At 41.7% G+C, this 19948-nt stretch carries 21 protein-coding genes; 20 read left to right on the top strand and 1 reads right to left on the bottom strand.

Annotation, left to right across the window (positions count from 1 at the left end; all coding sequences use genetic code 11):
• Positions 1–43: 43 nt before the first annotated feature.
• From EP1_RS08145 to recN, 7 genes are all read left to right on the top strand, one after another.
• The gene (locus tag EP1_RS08145) at positions 44–901 is read left to right on the top strand and encodes a bifunctional methylenetetrahydrofolate dehydrogenase/methenyltetrahydrofolate cyclohydrolase (RefSeq protein WP_067626297.1); all 858 of its coding nucleotides are present in this window, start codon (positions 44–46) and stop codon (positions 899–901) included.
• Positions 902–912: 11 nt separating this feature from the next.
• Positions 913–2244, top strand: coding sequence for an exodeoxyribonuclease VII large subunit (gene xseA, locus EP1_RS08140; protein WP_067626266.1), 1332 nt, complete (start codon positions 913–915; stop codon positions 2242–2244).
• Positions 2244–2465, top strand: a complete 222-nt coding sequence (locus EP1_RS08135; RefSeq protein WP_067626263.1) for an exodeoxyribonuclease VII small subunit — start codon at positions 2244–2246, stop codon at positions 2463–2465. The genes xseA and EP1_RS08135 overlap by 1 nt, the downstream gene beginning before the upstream one ends.
• Entirely contained in the window at positions 2465–3346 is an 882-nt protein-coding gene (locus EP1_RS08130) for a polyprenyl synthetase family protein (protein WP_067626261.1), read from the top strand. The genes EP1_RS08135 and EP1_RS08130 overlap by 1 nt, the downstream gene beginning before the upstream one ends.
• A 71-nt stretch (positions 3347–3417) precedes the next feature.
• Entirely contained in the window at positions 3418–4233 is an 816-nt protein-coding gene (locus EP1_RS08125; RefSeq protein ID WP_067626259.1) for a TlyA family RNA methyltransferase, read from the top strand.
• A gap of 19 nt (positions 4234–4252) precedes the next feature.
• Positions 4253–4711 carry an arginine repressor gene (locus tag EP1_RS08120; RefSeq protein ID WP_067626257.1) on the top strand — a complete coding sequence of 153 codons (459 nt, stop codon included), beginning with the start codon at positions 4253–4255 and terminating at the stop codon, positions 4709–4711.
• A 22-nt stretch (positions 4712–4733) separates the two neighbouring features.
• Positions 4734–6404 (top strand): DNA repair protein RecN, encoded by a 1671-nt coding sequence (recN, locus tag EP1_RS08115; RefSeq protein WP_067626254.1) that lies wholly within the window; start codon positions 4734–4736, stop codon positions 6402–6404.
• A gap of 26 nt (positions 6405–6430) precedes the next feature.
• On the opposite strand, the gene EP1_RS13295 is transcribed toward recN, so the two are convergent.
• Positions 6431–6547, bottom strand: a complete 117-nt coding sequence (locus tag EP1_RS13295; RefSeq protein ID WP_083507519.1) for a DUF4044 domain-containing protein — start codon at positions 6545–6547, stop codon at positions 6431–6433.
• A 229-nt stretch (positions 6548–6776) separates the two neighbouring features.
• Here EP1_RS13295 and EP1_RS08110 point away from each other — a divergent pair, with 229 nt between their 5' ends.
• The 13 genes from EP1_RS08110 (at position 6777) to EP1_RS08050 (ending at position 19943) form a co-directional block, all read left to right on the top strand.
• Positions 6777–7148 (top strand): DUF3397 domain-containing protein, encoded by a 372-nt coding sequence (locus tag EP1_RS08110; RefSeq protein ID WP_067626252.1) that lies wholly within the window; start codon positions 6777–6779, stop codon positions 7146–7148.
• A 168-nt stretch (positions 7149–7316) separates the two neighbouring features.
• On the top strand, positions 7317–7748 hold the full coding sequence (gene mraZ / locus EP1_RS08105) for a division/cell wall cluster transcriptional repressor MraZ (RefSeq protein ID WP_067626249.1): 432 nt from the start codon (positions 7317–7319) through the stop codon (positions 7746–7748).
• Positions 7749–7763: 15 nt separating this feature from the next.
• Entirely contained in the window at positions 7764–8720 is a 957-nt protein-coding gene (gene rsmH, locus EP1_RS08100; RefSeq protein ID WP_067626247.1) for a 16S rRNA (cytosine(1402)-N(4))-methyltransferase RsmH, read from the top strand.
• Positions 8721–8722: 2 nt separating this feature from the next.
• A complete protein-coding gene (ftsL, locus tag EP1_RS08095) occupies positions 8723–9100 on the top strand; it encodes a cell division protein FtsL (protein ID WP_067626245.1) in 378 nt (125 codons plus the stop codon).
• The gene (locus tag EP1_RS08090) at positions 9101–11290 is read left to right on the top strand and encodes a penicillin-binding transpeptidase domain-containing protein (protein ID WP_067626243.1); all 2190 of its coding nucleotides are present in this window, start codon (positions 9101–9103) and stop codon (positions 11288–11290) included.
• A 15-nt stretch (positions 11291–11305) separates the two neighbouring features.
• Positions 11306–12268, top strand: coding sequence for a phospho-N-acetylmuramoyl-pentapeptide-transferase (mraY, locus tag EP1_RS08085; RefSeq protein WP_067626241.1), 963 nt, complete (start codon positions 11306–11308; stop codon positions 12266–12268).
• 14 nt (positions 12269–12282) lie between these two features.
• Complete coding sequence (gene murD, locus EP1_RS08080) at positions 12283–13647, top strand: UDP-N-acetylmuramoyl-L-alanine--D-glutamate ligase (RefSeq protein ID WP_067626239.1); 1365 nt, start codon at positions 12283–12285, stop codon at positions 13645–13647.
• Positions 13648–13656: 9 nt separating this feature from the next.
• Positions 13657–14748, top strand: coding sequence for an undecaprenyldiphospho-muramoylpentapeptide beta-N-acetylglucosaminyltransferase (gene murG, locus EP1_RS08075; protein ID WP_067626237.1), 1092 nt, complete (start codon positions 13657–13659; stop codon positions 14746–14748).
• 3 nt (positions 14749–14751) lie between these two features.
• A complete protein-coding gene (locus EP1_RS08070) occupies positions 14752–15864 on the top strand; it encodes a cell division protein FtsQ/DivIB (protein ID WP_174519745.1) in 1113 nt (370 codons plus the stop codon).
• Positions 15865–16029: 165 nt separating this feature from the next.
• A complete protein-coding gene (gene ftsA, locus EP1_RS08065) occupies positions 16030–17355 on the top strand; it encodes a cell division protein FtsA (RefSeq protein WP_067626235.1) in 1326 nt (441 codons plus the stop codon).
• Positions 17356–17372: 17 nt separating this feature from the next.
• The gene (ftsZ, locus tag EP1_RS08060) at positions 17373–18611 is read left to right on the top strand and encodes a cell division protein FtsZ (RefSeq protein WP_067626233.1); all 1239 of its coding nucleotides are present in this window, start codon (positions 17373–17375) and stop codon (positions 18609–18611) included.
• A gap of 14 nt (positions 18612–18625) precedes the next feature.
• On the top strand, positions 18626–19324 hold the full coding sequence (locus EP1_RS08055) for a YggS family pyridoxal phosphate-dependent enzyme (RefSeq protein ID WP_067626230.1): 699 nt from the start codon (positions 18626–18628) through the stop codon (positions 19322–19324).
• Positions 19314–19943 carry a cell division protein SepF gene (locus EP1_RS08050; RefSeq protein WP_067626228.1) on the top strand — a complete coding sequence of 210 codons (630 nt, stop codon included), beginning with the start codon at positions 19314–19316 and terminating at the stop codon, positions 19941–19943. Before EP1_RS08055 ends, EP1_RS08050 begins: the two co-directional genes overlap by 11 nt.
• Positions 19944–19948: the final 5 nt, after the last annotated feature.

Genomic DNA, 19948 nt, shown 5'->3' with positions numbered 1-19948 from the left:
CCCAGCTTTATTTAAACTATTTTGGAAGAAGCGGGGAATGAATGTGGCACAACTTATTAATGGTAAAGAATTAGCGGCCAAGCTGCAACAGGAAACGGCTGAACAAGTCAAAGAACTAGCAAAACAGGAGATTTATCCAGGGTTAGTTGTGTTACTCGTCGGTGAAAATCCGGCCAGTCAAATCTATGTTCGTAACAAAGAGCGGGCAGCAAAGAAAATCGGGATTCACTCTGAAGTAAAACATTACCCAGAAACAATCACAGAAGCTGAATTGATTAGTGAAATCGAGTACTTTAACAATTTCGATGAATTTCATGGAATTTTAGTCCAATTACCTTTACCAGAGCATATCAATGAAGAAAAGGTTCTATTGGCGATTAATCCGTTAAAGGATGTAGATGGATTTCACCCGATGAATATGGGACGCTTATTTGCGGGGATGCCTCATACCATTCCCTGCACACCTTATGGCATTATGAAAATGTTTGAAGCATATAACATTCCCTTAGCCGGCAAACAAGCAGTTGTAATTGGTCGCAGTAATATTGTTGGGAAACCAATGGCGATTTTATTATTAGGTGCCGATGCGACGGTTACATTAACTCACTCGAAAACTGAGGACTTGGCAGAAGTTGCCCGCAAAGCCGATATTTTAGTCGTGGCGATCGGTCGAGGACACTTTGTGACAAAAGAATTCATCAAACCTGGGGCAGTGGTAATCGATGTTGGAATGAATCGCAATGAAGCTGGGAAACTGATTGGTGATGTAAAATTTGATGAAGTTGAACCAATCGCCAGCTATATTACACCAGTTCCCGGTGGCGTAGGTCCCATGACGATCACCATGTTGATGCAGCAAACGGTAGAATGCTGTCAGCGGCAAGTATTGAATCACGAATAAGAGGTGTTTAAATGGCCCAAGAGTACTTGACTGTCAGTGCGTTAAACAAATATATTAAACGAAAATTCGATGTAGACCCCTATTTAGAGCGGGTCTATTTGACCGGAGAGATTTCCAACTTCCGGATGCGCCCTAACAACCATCAATATTTCAGTTTGAAAGATGAGCGCTCCAAAATCAGCGCCATCATGTTCAAAGGAGCCTTCCAAAAACTGAAATTTACGCCTAAAGAAGGCATGAAAGTCTTGGTCGTTGGCCGAGTGGCGCTATACGAAGCTAGTGGCAACTATCAAATCTATATCGATCATATGGAGCCAGATGGCGTTGGTGCGTTGTATCAAGCTTTAGCAGAATTGCGGGAGAAACTGGACAAAGAAGGGCTGTTTTCGCAACCGAAGAAAGCTTTGCCCCGTTATCCCAAACGAATCGCGGTCATTACTAGTCCTAGCGGGGCTGTTGTTCGCGATATTATCACGACGGTTGAGCGGCGCTACCCAATTGCCCAATTAGTTTTATTTCCAACCTTGGTACAAGGGGATAAAGCCGCCGCTGATATCGTTAAGAACATTAAAAAGGCCGAATCAATGGATTTTGATACTATGATCATTGGTCGTGGCGGTGGTTCGATTGAAGATCTCTGGCCCTTTAATGAAGAAATCGTTGCACGGGCGATTGCCGCGTCACCGATTCCGATTATTTCGTCTGTGGGTCATGAGACCGACACGACGATTGCCGATTTAGTTGCCGATGTCCGAGCGGCAACCCCGACGGCCGCTGCTGAACTTGCGGTACCTGTCTTATCCGAAGAAATTTTACGTCTCAAAGAAAAGCAAGCACGTTTAGAACAAGCTTTTATGAATCAGTTGCAACGAAAAAAGGAACGATTTGAACGGTTGCAGCAGTCTTATATTTTTAGGCAGCCGAATCGGCTTTATGAAGCTCAAAGTGTTCAGTTAGATCGTTTGACCCAACAACTTCAACAAAATATGCTGGTTTTAGTCAATCAGCGCGAACGGAAATTGATGCAAGCGATCAATCGTTTATCCCAAGCTAATCCGATCAATCGAGTGAAGCAAGCGCAACAGCAGATGGATTATTTGCAAGAGCGACTGCAGCAGCAAATGCAGGGATATTTGGAGAGTCAGCAAAGACGTCTTCAGCAGGCGATTATTTCCCTTGATTTATTGAGTCCGTTGAAAACGATGGGGCGAGGCTTCACTTATACGACGCAAAATGAGCACGTGGTTCGTTCGGTGAAGGAATTGCAGGAAAAAGAGTTGACGGTCCATTTTGTTGATGGGTCGATAAAAGCAGCAATTTTAGAAATAGAAGGAGAAAAATAATGGAAACTACAACTTTTGAAGAATCCATCGCTCAATTAGAAGCGATCGTGACCCAGTTAGAACGTGGCGATGTGCCTTTGGAAGAAGCTTTAACAGCGTTTCAAAAAGGGATGGAATTAAGCAAACACTGTCAAGATACGCTGACAAAGGCAGAAAAAACCTTAACCAAAGTGATGAGTGAAGACGAAGAAGTCCCATTTACGGGTGAGGGGGAAGCTTAATGTTACAGCAGCTTTCTGCTGAGGAGCTACCTAAAGTCGAAAGAGAAATGACGACCTTTATTGCTACGTGTACGACACATGAAGAATTAAAAAAAAGTATGCTTTACTCCCTAGAGGCAGGGGGAAAACGGATTCGCCCCTTGATCGTGTTAGCGACGGTTCAAGCTTTTCAAAAGCCGCTAACGCCCCCCGTTTACCAAACGGCAGGGGCTTTGGAAATGGTCCATACGTATTCCTTAATTCACGATGATCTGCCGGCGATGGATAATGATGACCTGCGGCGTGGAAAGCCTACGAATCACAAAATTTTTGGGGAAGCGTTAGCGATTTTGGCCGGGGATGGTCTTTTAACAGGTGCTTTCCAATTAATCAGTGAAACTACCTTAAACCCGGCTGAAACGGTCTTATTACTTCAGCTTTTAGCCAAAGCGGCTGGGGGTAGTGGCATGGTAGCCGGTCAGGCGGGAGATATGGCGGCGGAAAAGCAACACGTCTCATTGGAACAATTAAAGACGATTCATCGGGGGAAAACAGGAGCTCTATTGACTTATGCATTTATGGCGGGTGGAATTTTAGCCGATCAAACAGCTTACGTACTGGATCAACTTGAACAGTTAGGGGAACATGTCGGTTTGGCTTTTCAAATTCGTGACGATCTCTTAGATGTTATCGGGACGACCGAGGAATTAGGCAAGCAAGTTGGACAGGATGAAAAAGCAGCGAAAAGTACATATCCGGCATTGTTAGGTCTGGACGGTGCGCGCCAAGCGTTAAATGATGAACTGCAAAAAGCAGCAGCAATCGTGCAGCAATTAACCGAAGTCAGTGAATTCCAACCGCAAATTTTCACAGAATTGTTGGAACTTTTTGCGTTAAAATAGAATCGCCTGATTTTTAGCAGAATGAGCGAAGCAAAACTTAAAATGGATTACCTTAGAATTAGGAGAAGAGCATGAAAAAAGAACGTGTCGATGTGTTAGCTTTTAACCAAGGTCTTTTTGAAACACGAGAAAAGGCTAAACGCGGTGTGATGGCCGGGCTAGTTTACGATCAAAAAAATGAACGACTGGACAAACCTGGGGAGAAAATCCCGATTGAAACGCTTTTACAAGTCAAAGGCCAAAGTTTGGCGTATGTTTCGCGAGGCGGTTTGAAACTGGAGAAGGCTTTGCAGGAGTTCGACGTTGATATCAATCAAAAAATCTTACTAGATATCGGCTCATCGACTGGTGGTTTTACCGATGTAGCACTTCAAAATGGGGCAACAATGAGTTATGCCTTAGATGTTGGCTACAACCAGTTGGCATGGAAATTGCGCCAGGATGAGCGGGTCGTCGTCATGGAGCGAACCAATTTCCGCTATTCTAAATTAGAAGATTTTACACAAGGGCAGCCTGATTTTGCGACCATCGATGTCTCCTTCATCTCGTTAAAATTGATCCTCCCGCCACTTCATGAGATTCTGACAGCGGACGGCGATGTGGTGGCATTGATCAAGCCACAGTTTGAAGCAGGCAAAGAGTTCGTCGGAAAAAAAGGCATTATTAAAGATCCGAAAACGCATCTGATGGTATTGGAAGAGATTACTACTTTTGCGACGAGCCACGGCTTTGATGTTCAAGAGTTGACTTTTTCGCCTATCACTGGTGGAGAAGGGAATATTGAATTTTTAGCCCATTTGAAAAAAGTGCCTGAAACCGGGAGTCTAAATCCCAAAATCAATTTAGCCGACGTTGTAGCTGAGGCGCATCAGCAACTAGATAAATAATATTACAGGGAGAAAAGGCATGCGAAAACAAGAACGACATCGGATTATCACGCAATTATTAAGTGAGCATGATGTAAAAAAACAAGAAGATTTTGTAGCGATTCTGGCGCAACAAGGTGTCACAGTGACCCAAGCGACGATCTCACGGGATATCAAAGAGATGAAGCTTATTAAAGTGCCCGCTCAAAATGGTGGCTATCGTTATAGTGTGCCACAAAAAGAACAAGAAGATGTAAACGAAAAGTTAGCCGATCTGTTAAAAGAAGCCGTGGTATCGGTTGACCAGATGGAAAAGTTCATCAGTGTCAAGACGTTGCCTGGGAATGCATCGGCTTGTGCGAATTTGCTAGAAAAGCAGTTTGCTAAGAATTTGTTTGCGACCGTAAACGATGATGACAGTGTCCTGATGATTGCGCGAACCGAAGAAGAAGCCAAACAAATTCAGCAAGGAATTGCTGCTAAAAGTCAAAATAACTAACATAGCTAAAGGAGAATCTAAAATGTTGCAAGAATTGACCATTAAAAATTTTGCAATCATTTCTTCGTTGCATTTAAGTTTTACTGATGGGATGACTGCCTTAACGGGTGAGACTGGTGCGGGAAAGTCGATTATTATTGATGCGGTCAGTTTGCTGGCAGGCGCCCGTTCCTCCATTGAGTATATTCGCCAAGGTAGTGACAAATGTTTAGTCGAAGGGCTGTTTGATTTGCCGAAACAGGCAGATTTCCGAGTGCTGATGGAGGAATTAGGCATCGAAGTTGATGAAGCAGGACTAATCGTACAACGCGACTTAAACAGCTCGGGAAAAAGTATCTCAAGAGTCAATGGCAGGATTGTGACGTTAGCTAACTTACGGCGAATCGGACAATTTTTAGTTGATATTCAAGGCCAAAATGATCATCAAGAATTGATGCATCCGGAATCTCATTTGCGACTGTTAGATAGCTTCGGTGATGCAGCTTTTCAAACGGTTAAAGCCAAGTATCAAAAAGCTCACCAAGCCTATGTCGCTTTAGCGAATCAAGTCAAAAAATTCAAACAAAATGAACAATCTTTTGCCCAGCGAATCGATATGCTGACTTTTCAGCAAGAAGAGATTGGCAATGCCGAACTGGAGATAGGGGAAGAAGAAAAGTTGGCGGAAGAACGTGAAAAACTGACCAACTACCAAAAAATCGTCGATAGCCTGTCGTATAGTTATCAAGCGATGACGAACGAAGAGACGAATGCACTTGATGCAATCGGTTCGGCAAGTCAAGAACTGCAAACAATCGCTTCATTGGATCAGGACTATGAAAATATCTCAGATAATGTTCATAGTGCTTATTATCTATTGCAAGATGCAGTCAGTGAGATCGGTCGTCAGCTGGATCAGTTGGAGCTGGATGAAGAGCGCTTGGATTTAGTCAATGAGCGTTTGGAATTGATCCATCAGCTGAAGCGGAAATATGGTGATTCGATTGCAAGCATTTTGAATTACTATGATCAAATCAGCCAAGAGCTACTAGACTCTGATTTTTCGGGTGACAAATTGGAAAAGCTGGAAAAAGAGTTGGAAGTAAAAGCAGAGAAGCTGCAACAATTGGCAGAAAAATTGCAGAGCGCTCGAAGAAAAATGGCGCAAAAATTAGAAACAGCGATTCAACATGAGTTGAAAGATCTCTATATGGAAAATGCTCGTTTTGAAGTAAGGTTTAAAGAGATAAATTTTGCCGTAGATGGGATTGACGAGGTAGAATTTTATATCACAACCAATCCGGGAGAACCGTTGAAACCGTTAGTTAAAGTCGCTTCCGGTGGTGAAATTTCCCGTGTCATGTTGGCGTTGAAAACAATCTTTTCGAAAACGCAAGAGTTGACTAGTATTGTCTTTGATGAAGTGGATACGGGTGTGAGTGGTCGGGTCGCTCAAGCGATCGCAGATAAGATTTATCAGATCGGTCGAAATTCGCAAGCACTGTGTATTACCCATTTGCCACAGGTTGCGGCTCGAGCGGATCATCAACTATTTATCCGCAAAGAAGTGGTAGCTGGTCGAACGGTCACTAAAGTGGAAGAGTTAACGGAAAAGGCGCGGACAGAAGAAATCGCTCGCATGTTAGCAGGAACTGAAATTACCGATCTAACGGTGGAACACGCCAAAGAATTATTGCAATTAGCCAAAAAATAGCCGGAGCAGCTGCTCCGGCTATTTGCTTACATAATACTGATCAGACTACTCAAAACTAATGAACCAATTGTTAAAATTAACATAGCCCAAATAACAACCTTTGTAACCTTCGAAAATGTACTCGTGGATTTTTTGTTATTCATGGTGTCACCACCCTCGTTAAAAAGTCAAATTCATCATACTCCATTTCTCAACACTCCGCAATTCATCCGAAAAAACTTTTAAAAAATACTAAGAAATCTTTTTGCTACAATCTCGCGAATTCAATTGTTAAAACTTGCTAAAACCTTTATATTTTAAATGAAATGAAACACGAATGTAACGATTATGCAGTATAGTTGTGAGTAGTAGTTTGAAGAGGAAGGACTGTATTTGTTGGCATCATTTTCACCAATCTTATTGTTATGGTATATTTTCCCGATTATCGTCTTTTTAGGGTCTGATTACCTAGTAACAACATTTAAGTTAAAACAACGCTTCAATTTGAAAACACCGGATATTACGGTCCCGTTTTTAGTTGTGGGGATGCACGAAATATCTAAAAGTATCAGTTCATTTTCGATTCTGCCCTATTTTCTATTAACGATTCTTTTGCTGGGTATTGGTGTGGTTGTTTTTCAAGCGTATCGTTATCGCGAGATCATGTACGGCCGCTTCTTCAAAATGTTTTGGCGCCTGACGTTTTTACTGACGATTTTGATCTACTTTGTTTTGATTATCGCAAGCATTATTAATGCGTTATAATTCGAAAAAACTTTTTAAAAACTCCAAATTGTTTCCGTCTTTGTTGATAATTCAATATGGTTAAAATTGGTCAGCAAACTGTTATTTTTGTTTTTTACAAAGTGTGGTAGATTGTGGGGGATTGTGGTAGACTTATCTCATGTGGTGGTGAAAAGGGGTGGAGTCTAGATGTTCATGGGCGAATTTCAACATAATATTGATGCCAAGGGTCGTTTGATCGTGCCATCAAAATTACGTGAACAGTTAGGCGAGAAATTTGTTGTCACCCGCGGAATGGACGGCTGCTTATTTGGATATCCTTTAGCCGAATGGGAACAGCTAGAAACGAAGTTGAATGAGATGCCGCTTTCTAAGAAAGATGCACGAGCATTCGTCCGTTTTTTTTACTCCGCAGCCACTGAGTGCGAAATAGATAAACAGGGACGAATCAATATCCCACAGTCTTTACGCAGCCACGCGTCGCTTGAAAAAGAATGTGTCGTGATTGGGGTAGCCAATCGAATCGAAATTTGGGATCAAGGGCGTTGGAATGAATTTACAAATGAAACAGAAGCTAGTTTTGATGACATTGCTGAAACAATGGTCGATTTTGGATTTTAGAGAAGAGGATTATCAATGACAGACTTTCAACATACAACCGTTTTGCTTCGTGAGACAGTTGATGGTCTAGCAATCAAACCAAACGGTATCTATGTTGATTGTACACTGGGCGGAGCTGGTCACAGTGAGTATTTGCTCGGTCAATTAAACTCAGATGGACACCTTTATGCTTTTGATCAAGATCAAAAAGCAATCGATAATGCGAAGATTCGTTTAGCAAAATACGTGGCAAAAGGCCAAGTAACGTTTGTTAAGGCCAATTTTAGAGAACTTACCAAAGAATTACAGGCTTTAGGTGTGACCGAAGTCGATGGGATTCTCTATGATTTGGGTGTATCTTCTCCGCAACTGGATGAGGCAGAACGAGGGTTTAGCTATCATCAAAATGCACCATTAGATATGCGGATGGATCAAGAGGCCCCTTTAAGTGCTTATCAAGTGGTCAATGAATATTCTTACCATGAGTTAGTTAAGATTTTTTTCCGCTACGGCGAGGAGAAGTTTTCTAAACAAATCGCACGTCTGATCGAACGAAAACGTGCTGATAAACCGATTGAAACAACTGGTGAATTAGTTGATCTGATTAAAGAAGCGATTCCGGCTCCAGCACGACGTAAAGGCGGACACCCCGCTAAACGTGTGTTTCAAGCTATTCGAATTGCGGTGAATGATGAGTTAGGAGCAATCGAAAGTTCACTGGAACAAGCAATCGCTCTGTTAGCGGTTGAAGGCCGAGTCAGTGTGATTACCTTCCATTCATTAGAAGATCGTATCGTGAAAACGATGTTTAAAGAATTCAGTACACCAAAGGATCTGCCTCCGGGTTTGCCTGTGGTGCCAGAAGAATTTCAACCCGTTTTAAAATTAGTAAATCGTAAACCGATTATTCCTTCAGAAGAGGAATTAGATGAAAATAATCGTGCAAGAAGTGCAAAATTAAGGATCGCTGAGAAAGTGAAGAAAGGATCGTAGGCATGGCAGAATTGAAAAACAATCAACCGCTCTATTTTGAACCTCTGCAAGATGAAATTCATCAAACGCCAGATTCTTTCGAAGTCTTCGTTTCTCCTGGAGATCGCTTAAAGAAAATTACACGCCTAGAAAAATTCGCTGTATTGGCCTTCTTGACGATGTTGATTGGATTATCAATCGTGATGGTCAACTATCGTAACGAGATCAGTAAGACCCAAAATGAAATAACGAGTATTCAGACTGATATTGAAACAAAAGAAAAAACAGCAACACAGCTGCAGCAAGAAAAGAGCGAATTGTCTCGTTCTGATCGTTTGAAAGAAATTGCTGAGAAAGCTGGTCTTTCGATCAATGACGAGAATTTAAGGAAAGTGAAGTAAATGCGCTTTAAAAGGCTAAAAAGAAAAATTCGAAAAAAGAATTTAACTCCGATGAACAATCGCAAAAAAGTAGGCGTTATTTTGTTTGCTACGAGTATTGGATTGTTCTTTTTGTTTGCCATTCGGATGATTTATGTCGTGGCAGGCGGACATGTCGCAGGCACCTCGTTGGAAACTAAGACTGAAGAGCTTTATCGTGGTGGGCAGGTGATTAAAGCGAAACGTGGAACCATCTACGATCGCAATGGTGAAGTGATCGCTGAGGACGCGACGTCTTATGCAGTCTATGCGATTCTTTCTGAGAGCTATGTTTCTGGGAAGGAAAAGCTGTATGCTCAAGAGAAAAATTTTGATGAGTTAGCGGCAATCTTAAATAAATACTTAGGCATCTCAAAAAAATCTGCTTTGAAAACTTTGAATAGTGGGATCAATAGTGATGGCACTAGTAAGTATTATCAAGTTGAGTTTGGTAATAAAGGGAAAAATATCTCTGAAGAAACCAAACAAAATATAGAAGACGCCATGAAAAAAGCGAAAGTCAAGGGGCTGTATTTTTCCGAGCACACGGATCGAATGTATCCTAATGGAAACTTCGCTTCGCATTTTATCGGCTATGCACAACCAGATAAAAAGGAAGAACTTGCTGGAGTGATGGGTGTCGAAGCAGCCTATGACGATGTTTTAAAAGGTAAGAACGGAAAAGTTGTCTATCAGAAAGATGAAAATCAACGACCGATTCCAGGCAGTATCGCAGAAGAAAAGAAAGCCGTTGACGGTGAAGATATCTACACCACTTTAGATGCTGGTTTGCAGAGTTATTTAGAGACTTTACTGGACAAGGTCAACTCAGAAGCAAAACCAACGGAAATGACTGCGATGCTGATGCAGGCTAAAACTGGTGATATTTTAGCGATGTCACAGCGGCCGACTTTTAACCCTGAAACAAAAGAAGGGCTTGGCGGCGATAATTCTTGGCGGAACTTTTTGATTGAAGACACCTATGAACCAGGATCAACGATGAAGGTCTTTACGACTTCGGCTGCTGTGAATGAAGGAGTCTTTAACGAAAATGAAAGCTACCTGTCAGGTAAGATTCAAGTAGCCGATGCTACGATCAATGACTGGGACTTAGGTAAAAAAGGAATCTTGACGATGCGGCAGGCACTCTCTTGGTCAAGTAATGTGGGAATGGTCAAACTGGAAGAAAAACTGGGAGATCGTTGGCCGGAATATGTCAAACGTTTCGGGTTTGGTCAAAGCACGTACTCTGGATTGCCGGGTGAATCAAAAGGAACCTTGCCAACCAGCAATATCGTTGACCAAGCGATGAGTTCTTATGGTCAAGCAATTGGTGTAACAAATTTTCAAATGATGCGAGGCTTTACGGCGGTCGCTAATGATGGGAAAATGTTACAGCCCCATTACATCGAGAAAGTTTCTGATCCTAATACGAATAAGGAAATCATCACAAAACCAGAAGTTGTTGGTGAACCGATTACGGCTGAGACGGCCCAAAAAGTTCGTGAATATATGCGAGATACGGTTGAAAGCGAAAATTATGGCTCAGCATATGATCAATATAAAGTACCAGGCTATCATATTTCAGCTAAAACGGGGACAGCCCAAATTGCTGAAAATGGCCGCTATTTAACTGGAGATACTAACTATATCTATTCGATCGCGTTAATGATCCCTTCAGAAGATCCTGAGTATATTTTGTATTTAACGATGAAACAACCGCAGGAAAATGAAGCGGGGATTTTGGGTGAAATCGCCAATCCATTATTGAGTCGGGCGATGGAATTTCAAAACAATCAACCTGATTCTTCAGAGCAAGAAAGCTCTACGAAAGTAACGGTTGAGGATTACCGCAATCTTTCAACTGCTAAAGCGGCTGCCGATGCGAATAAGCGAGGCGTAACTGCGGTAGTAATTGGGGATGGTGATAAGGTCGTGAAACAATCTGCTAAGCCTGGCGAAAAAGTCATGGCTAATGAGCATCTGATCTTGTTAACGGACGGAAAGAAAGAAATGCCAGATGTACGGGGATGGTCAAAGGCGGATATCTTGAAATTAGCGAACTTGCTTGATATTGATGTCAGCTTTAAGGGAGAAGGCTACTGTACGAAACAAAATATCGCTCCTTATGCGGAAGTATCGAAGAAAAAATTAAAAATTACGTTAGGTTAGACTGGAGAGAAAAAAATGCAACCGGCACAACTATTTATCGCTTTTGCCAGTAGTTTTGCAATTACTGTCGCAAGCATGCCTTTTATAATTGGCTACTTTAGAATGAAAAAACAAGGACAAGAAATTCGGGATGAGGGTCCGAAATGGCACAACTCCAAAGCGGGGACCCCAACGATGGGGGGGCTAGGCTTTTTGGCCGCAGCGGTCATTACGTCACTTTGGTTCAGTCTTTGGACGCAAAAATTGACAACCTCGCTGATGATTTTAGTGTTTGTTTTGCTGCTGTATGGCATCATCGGTTTTTTAGATGATTTCATCAAATTGGCAAAAAAACAAAATGAAGGTTTGACGTCTCGTCAGAAGTTCATCGGACAAGTTGTGGTAGCTGTCATTTTCTATCTAGTTTATCGGCTGGAGGGCTATCCCAATACATTGAATTTCTTTGGCATTGATCTGCCGCTGAATATTCTTTATGGCTTGTTTGTGATTGTTTGGCTGGTTGGTTTTTCTAACGCAGTGAACTTAACAGATGGGATTGATGGACTTGTATCTGGTCTTGGAACGATCTCTTTTGCAACGTACGGTATTATCGCCTGGAATCAACAGCAGTATGAAGTGCTGATTGTTTGTCTGGCAGTGATGGGTGGCTTAGTCGGTTTCTTTCCATACAATAGGAAACCAGCAAAAATTTTCATGGGTGATGTCGGCTCATTGGCTTTAGGCGGCTTGTTAGCTGCCGTGTCGATTCTTCTACATCAAGAATGGACACTGCTGTTAGTCGGTTTAGTTTATATTTTTGAAACAGCTAGCGTGATTATTCAAGTCACTTCCTTTAAACTAACAGGAAAGCGTGTTTTTAAAATGTCGCCATTACACCATCATTTTGAAATGTCTGGCTGGTCGGAATGGAAAGTGGACACGGTCTTTTGGGCTGTTGGACTGCTGGCATCTATCGTTGTTTTATTGATCGTACTGTAGGAGATGACTAGAAAATGAAACAAATCAAAACGTATGAAAATGAAAAAGTATTAGTCTTAGGATTAGCAAAGAGTGGATTTAGTGCGGCCAAGTTATTAAATGACTTGGGCGCACTTGTTACGGTTAACGACGGAAAACCCTTTGAAGAAAATCCAGAAGCGCAAGGCTTGCTGGAACAAGGGATTCGAGTGATCACCGGTAGCCATCCCATTGAATTACTGGATGAAGACTTTTCTTTAATGGTAAAAAATCCAGGAATTCCCTATGACAACCCTTTAGTTAAAAAAGCAAAAAAACTACATATTCCAATCTTGACCGAAGTTGAGTTGGCCTACGAGGTTGCGGAATGTCCTATCGTCGGTATCACTGGAACAAATGGCAAGACGACAACAACGACCATGATCGGTCTGTTGTTGAATCAAGAACGAACAGCTGGCAAAGCTCACTTAGCTGGAAATATCGGTTTCCCGGCTAGCGAGGTCGCTGCCAAAGCTCATCCGGATGACGATATCGTGATGGAACTGTCGAGTTTCCAATTGATGGGAATTGAGAAGTTTAAACCACAGATTGCCGTAATTACGAATATCTATGAAGCCCACCTAGATTACCATAAGACCCGTGAAAACTATGTGGCAGCAAAATGGGCAATTCAAGAAAATATGACGGCTGATGATTATTTAGTTTTAAATTGGAATTCTGAGGAATTACAAGCGCTAAGTCCCCAAACACACGCTCAAGTTGTTCCTTTTTCAACAAAAGAACAGTTAGACAACGGTGCTTATTTGTTGGATGGAGGTCTTTATTATAAAGACGAAAAAATCATGGACGCGAATGAATTAGGTGTGCCAGGTGCTCATAATATTGAAAATGCCTTAGCTGCGATTGTTGTAGCAAAATTAAAGGGTGTCTCTAACAAGGGAATCAAAACAGCGTTGAGTAATTTCCATGGTGTTCCTCACCGAACTCAGTATGTGGATACGATCAATGGTCGGAAATTTTACAATGATTCGAAAGCTACCAATAGCTTGGCGACTGAAATGGCTTTAAGTGGCTTTGATAATGAGCATTTGATTTTATTAGCTGGGGGATTAGATCGCGGCAATGATTTCGATGAATTGATCCCGGCCTTTGAAGGCCTTAAAGCAATTATTTTATTTGGTGAAACGAAAGAAAAATTAGCTGAGGCGGCCGAACGTGCCGGCATTCAGAAGATTATCATGACTACAAACGTTGAAACGGCGGTACCATTGGCCTATGAACAAAGTGAAGCTGGCGACAATATTTTATTATCTCCGGCCAATGCTAGTTGGGATCAATACCCGAATTTTGAGATTCGCGGAGACAAATTTATGCTTGCTGTGAAGCAATTAGAAAAGTAGGGAAAAGAAATGAGAATACTGGTTACAGGCGGCGGCACCGGCGGACATATTTATCCAGCCCTAGCATTTATCCGCTACGTACAAAAAATCCAGCCGGATTCCGAATTTTTATATGTTGGAACGCATCGCGGATTAGAAAATAAAATTGTGCCTGAGACGGGCATCTCCTTTAAAACGATCAAGATCCAAGGCTTCAAACGGAAGCTGTCCTTTGACAATGTCAAGACCGTCCAATTATTCCTTGAGAGTATCAAACGCTCGAAAGAAATTTTACGAGAATTTAAGCCGGACGTTGTCATTGGTACTGGGGGCTATGTTTCTGGTTCGGTAGTTTATGCAGCAGCTCGGATGAAGATTCCGACGATTATTCATGAGCAGAATAGTGTACCAGGGATCACCAACAAATTCCTAAGTCGTTTTGCTGATCGGGTGGGTATTTGTTTTCCTGACGCTGCTCAGTATTTTCCAGCTAACAAAACAGTTCTGGTCGGAAATCCTAGAGCTCAGGAAGTAGTTACGAGTGGCAAATCAGACGTTTTGGAACAATACGGTTTAGTTTCAGAGGTACCCACGGTATTGATCTTTGGCGGGAGCCAAGGTGCACTGAAGATTAATCAAGCAGTGATTCAGGCCTTACCGAAGTTTTCACAAAAAGAATATCAAGTTTTATATGCTTCAGGGGATCGTTATTATAACGAAATATCTGAAAAATTTGATGTCAAAAAGATTAGTCATAATCTTTCCTTACAGCCTTATATCAACAACATGACGGATGTGATGGCCAATGTGGATCTATTGATTGGCCGTGCTGGTGCGACATCGATTGCGGAATTTACCGCATTAGGCTTGCCAGCGATTTTGATTCCTAGCCCTTACGTGACCAATGATCATCAGACAAAAAATGCTCAAAGTTTAGTCGCTGCCGGCGCTGTGGAGATGATTGCGGATGCTGATTTAACTGGGGATGCTTTAGTTGAATCGGTGGATGATATCATGAACGATCCTGAGAAAAGAAACAAAATGGCGCAAGCCTCACGTCAAGAAGGAATTCCCGATGCCGCTGAACGCTTATGGTCATTAGTGAACGAAATCGTCAAATAATTTTTGGAGGTGAGGGTCATTAGTCGTGAAGAGTTTCCAGAAGAAAAAAAGGAACAAGAAGAAAATCGTCAAGCGAAACAAGAAAATCTGACTCCTTGGCAATTAGCCAACATGGAATACTTGAAGCAAAAGGCGCTTGAAAATGCTGCAACACAACCCCAGCCAGATTCTCCTGAGGTATCAGCTGAAACAGCCGATACTAATGAACCTGCTGATGAAGAAGAAGTTGAAGAAGCTGTTGTTGAGGAAGAGCTAGAGGAAGAAGCAGGTTTTGAAGAACCGGCTGAAACTTCAAAAGGACCGAAAAACGGTTCTTTCTTGGAGCGGCTACCAAACATTAAGCATGAGCGTAACCGTCGTCTCGTACGAAGATCGTCCATATTGATTGCCTTATTTTCGATTCCTGCATTATTATTGTTATATTACATTTCACCATTAGGTAAATTAGGCGGAGTGAGTGTCACTGGTAATGAACGGATCTCAACGGAGGCAATAAAGAAGGAAATCGATTTCACTGTTGGCGATAATCTCTGGGGACAGTATTTTGAGCGAGCGGAGCATGTCAAAAATTTGAAGAAGCAAGAGCTACAAATCGAAGCAGTCGAAGTTCATATTGATGGCTTCAACCATTTTGAAGTGCAAGTCAAAGAATATCCGGAAGTTGCCTACATAGAAAGCAACGGCAAGTACTCACCGGTAATTTCGACTGGGGAGATCATTCCAATCGAAGTGGAGAAAAGTGATGGCAATTTGCCGATTTTAGAAAGCTTCACCGGACCCAAGAGAATTTTAAAAGTCGTAAAAGAATATGACAAACTGTCGGAAGAAGTTAAACAGGGGATTTCCCAAATTAAATATGCGCCAACTAGCGAGAACAAAGAATTGTTGGAAATTTTCATGAATGATGGAAATAAGGTCTTAGTAAGCATCGATGATCTTGGCAGTAAAATGAAATACTACCCACAAATTGTCAAAGAAATGAACGATAAAGAGTTCCAAGGTGTGGTGGATATGGAGGCGGGAATTTACAGCTATCCGTATCCGGAAGATTCCACTGCAGAACAGCCGGTTCAAAACTCGACAGATCAATCTGAAATGGCTGTTGGAAATGATTAAATTTATTACAAGAAAATGCTGAATCTTCTTTTTCATTCCACTAAAAATGTGTTAAAATTGAAGGCAGTGAATTACTTGCAAAAAATTATATTTCATGCTTAACAGTAAGTTAAAATAGTATATCTGAATAAAGCATTTATTTGAAAATAGGAGGGAATCCCATTCATGGCAAAAGCAGGAATGTATGTAGGCCTTGATATCGGGACAACATCGATAAAAGTTGTTGTTGCCGAATACATCGATAGCCAAATGAATATCATTGGTGTTGGAAACGCAAAATCAGAAGGAATCAACCGTGGGATTATCGTAGACATAGATAAAACAGTCCACGCGATTCAACGAGCAGTAAAACAGGCCGAGGAAAAAGCTGGGATTCAGATTAAAAGTGTTAGCGTCGGATTACCTGCCAACTTGTTAGAAGTTGAGCCTTGTCAAGGTATGATCGCTGTTAACAATGAGTCAAAAGAGATTGCGGATGAAGATGTTCGGAATGTTGCTTCCGCAGCAATGGTTCGTTCGGTTCCTCCTGAAAGACAAATTGTTGCCTTGTTACCACAAGAATTTACAGTAGATGGCTTTGAAGGTATCAAAGACCCGCGGGGAATGATCGGTGTTCGTCTTGAAATGTTCGGATTAGTCTTTACTGGACCTAAGACGATCATTCATAACATTACAAAATGTGTCGAAAAAGCTGGGTTGACGGTTGCTGAAACGGTGATTACTTCTTTAGCTTTAACCGAGTCTACTTTGTCAGATGGCGAAAAAGATTTTGGTACGATTGTTATCGATATGGGTGGCGGTCAAACAACGACAGCTGTTATGCATGACAAACAACTGAAGTTTACTCATGTAGACCAAGAAGGCGGCGAATTTGTCACAAAAGACATTTCGATTGTTTTGAACACTTCCTTTAATAATGCGGAAGCGTTGAAGATCAATTACGGCGATGCTTACCCAAGCCGAACATCTGCGGATGAAGAATTCCCCGTTGATGTGATTGGTAAAACCGATCCGGTCAAAGTCGATGAACGTTACTTGTCTGAAATCATTGAAGCACGTTTAGAACAAATCTTCCGTAAAGCTAAAGATGCTTTAGATGAGATCGAAGCTTTAGATCTGCCTGGTGGGATCGTGTTAACAGGCGGTGCGGCTAGTTTACCGGGAGTAGTTGATCTTGCGGAAGACATTTTTGGAACAACCGTGAAATTACATGTGCCAAACCAAATGGGTCTAAGAAATCCGGTCTTTACAAATGTGATCAGTATTGTGAACTACTCAGCTGAACTAAACGATGTTTATCATTTAGCTAAATCAGCTGTAACTGGTGAAAAAGTTTCCCTATCATCTTCACCACAAACTAGTGTAGTTTCTACAACGCCAGTTTATGATGACTATGAAGCAGCAAATGATTACGAAGAAGAAAGCAAACCAAAAAATGAAGAAAAAGTAACTGGGAAGATTAAAGATTTCTTCTCTAATATTTTTGACTAAGTAGGAGGAAAATGAACATGGAATTCTCAATAGATAACAATATTAACGAAGGTGCAGTTATTAAAGTTATCGGTGTCGGCGGCGGTGGTGGAAACGCTATTAACCGTATGATCGAAGAAAACGTTAAAGGCGTTGAATTCATCGCATCAAACACTGATGTCCAAGCTCTTAAAAATTCAAAAGCAGAAACAGTTATCCAATTAGGACCTAAATATACGCGGGGCTTAGGTGCTGGTTCACAACCTGAAGTTGGTCAAAAATCAGCAGAAGAAAGTGAACAAGCAATCCGTGACGCACTAGAAGGTGCAGATATGGTCTTCATCACAGCCGGCATGGGCGGCGGTACAGGTACTGGGGCTGCTCCAATTGTCGCAAAAATCGCCAAAGATCTAGGCGCTTTAACAGTCGGCGTCGTTACTCGGCCCTTCAGCTTTGAAGGACCAAAACGCGGACGTTTTGCCGCTGAAGGTATTTCATTATTAAAAGAAAATGTTGATACTTTATTGATCATCTCAAATAACCGTTTATTAGAAGTTGTTGACAAGAAGACTCCAATGCTTGAAGCGTTCCGTGAAGCGGACAATGTTTTGCGACAAGGGGTTCAAGGGATTTCTGATTTGATCACAGCTCCGGGCTACGTAAACTTAGACTTCGCTGACGTGAAGACTGTTATGGCAAACCAAGGAACTGCTTTGATGGGGATTGGTGTTGCTAGCGGTGAAGATCGTGTTGTTGAAGCAACGAAAAAGGCGATTTCTTCTCCATTATTAGAAACATCAATCGATGGAGCTGAACAAGTCTTATTAAATATCACAGGCGGCTTAGACATGACCTTGTTTGAAGCGCAAGATGCTTCTGACATTGTTTCTAATGCTGCAACTGGTGATGTAAACATTATCTTAGGTACATCAATCAACGAAGAATTAGGCGATGAAATTCGCGTGACAGTGATTGCGACAGGAATTGATCCAACAAAAAAGGAGCGTAAGGCTACACGTAACAGTCAGCGTGCTAGTCAAATCCAATCAGTTCCACAAAAGCAAAACTTAGATATCGAACCAGCAAGAAACAGCGAAAGCCAATCTGCTTTTGGTGAATGGGATATTCGGAAAGAAGAGAATATCCGCCCTAAAGTAGAAGAAACGCAATTTGAAAATATCGAAAAGAAAGAATTCGAGACATTTAATCGTGAAGAAGTAAAACCTGAAAAAGACGAAGAACTAGACACACCACCATTCTTTCGCCGTAGAAAATAAAAGGGGGAGAGCACATGATCGCTGAAAACTTGCATAGAATCGAGCAAGAGATTCAGGAGTCGTGTGCTCTTGTTTCACGTAACCCAGAGGATGTTACAATGGTTGCAGTAACCAAGAGTGTCGATTCCAAAACAGCAAATGAGCTTGTTGAATTAGGGGTAACTGATCTAGCTGAAAATCGAGTGGATAAACTACTAGAAAAGAAGCAGGATCTGGCCCAGCATCAACAAATCAAATGGCATCTTATTGGCAATTTACAGCGTCGCAAGGTAAAATTGATTATAAATGAAATTGATTACTTTCATGCGCTAGATAGTTTGCGCTTGGCTCAAGAGATTCAAAAACGAGCCAAACAGCAAATTGCTTGTTTTATTGAAGTAAATATTTCTGGTGAAGAATCAAAGCACGGTATAGCGCCGGCAGAACTTGATTTATTCATTAAGGAATTAGCAGCCTTAGATAAGATTAAAGTGATTGGCTTAATGACAATGGCTCCTTACGAGTCCAGTCAAGCGGAGATCCGGACGATTTTTTCTAGCTTGAAGCAGCTTCAAGAAGGTGTGAAAGAACAAAACTTGCAGTACGCACCCTGTACAGAGTTAAGTATGGGAATGAGCCAAGACTTCAAAACGGCAATTGAAGAAGGTGCTACTTTTGTTCGAATTGGCACGGCATTATTTAGGAAAGGTATAGGTAAAGTTAATGGGAATTAGTCTAGCAAAGATCACTGATTTTTTTGGTTTAGCTGATGATGAAGAGATGTATGGAGCGCCGGCACCTGCGCCCCAAAAGCAAGTTAGCCGCCCGCAAAGTGCAGCTAAAAAGGAACGTGTAGCCTCACGTCCAAGCTATCAAAAACAAGAGCGGCCAAAAGAAAAAGTTAGGGTAACTGAAAAAGTTCAGCCAGCTGCTGAACCTAAACCGAATCGACGTGCCGAAGCGGTTATGCAAAAAGCCGAAAGTGCACCGAGAAGAAGTGAAAAAGTTGTTTCAATGCCTAACAATACTAGTCGGGCACAGCGCTTAGCACCTAAAATGGAAGAACGTAAAAAAGATCGTATTTCAGTCGTGGAGCCTCGGGCTTATAATGAAGCGATGACTATCGCTAAGCGTGTGGGTCAGGGTGAAGTGGTTTTAATCAACTTTCAATCTCTAGATGAAATGAAGGCCCGGCGCGTGGTTGATTTCTTGACTGGAGCAGTCTTTATGATCGATGGAGATATCAAACGTGTCGGAAATGAAATGTTTTTATGTACGCCAACAAATGTTGAAATTAGCAGTTCGAGCTTGAGTTCGATGGTTGATGACGATATTTATGGATTAGAAATGTAAAGGGG

The organism is Enterococcus pseudoavium NBRC 100491 (genome assembly GCF_001544295.1).
Taxonomy (GTDB): Bacteria; Bacillota; Bacilli; order Lactobacillales; family Enterococcaceae; genus Enterococcus_A; species Enterococcus_A pseudoavium.
The sequence above is the reverse complement of the archived record's forward strand: the minus strand, read 5'-3'. Positions and strand labels throughout refer to the sequence as shown.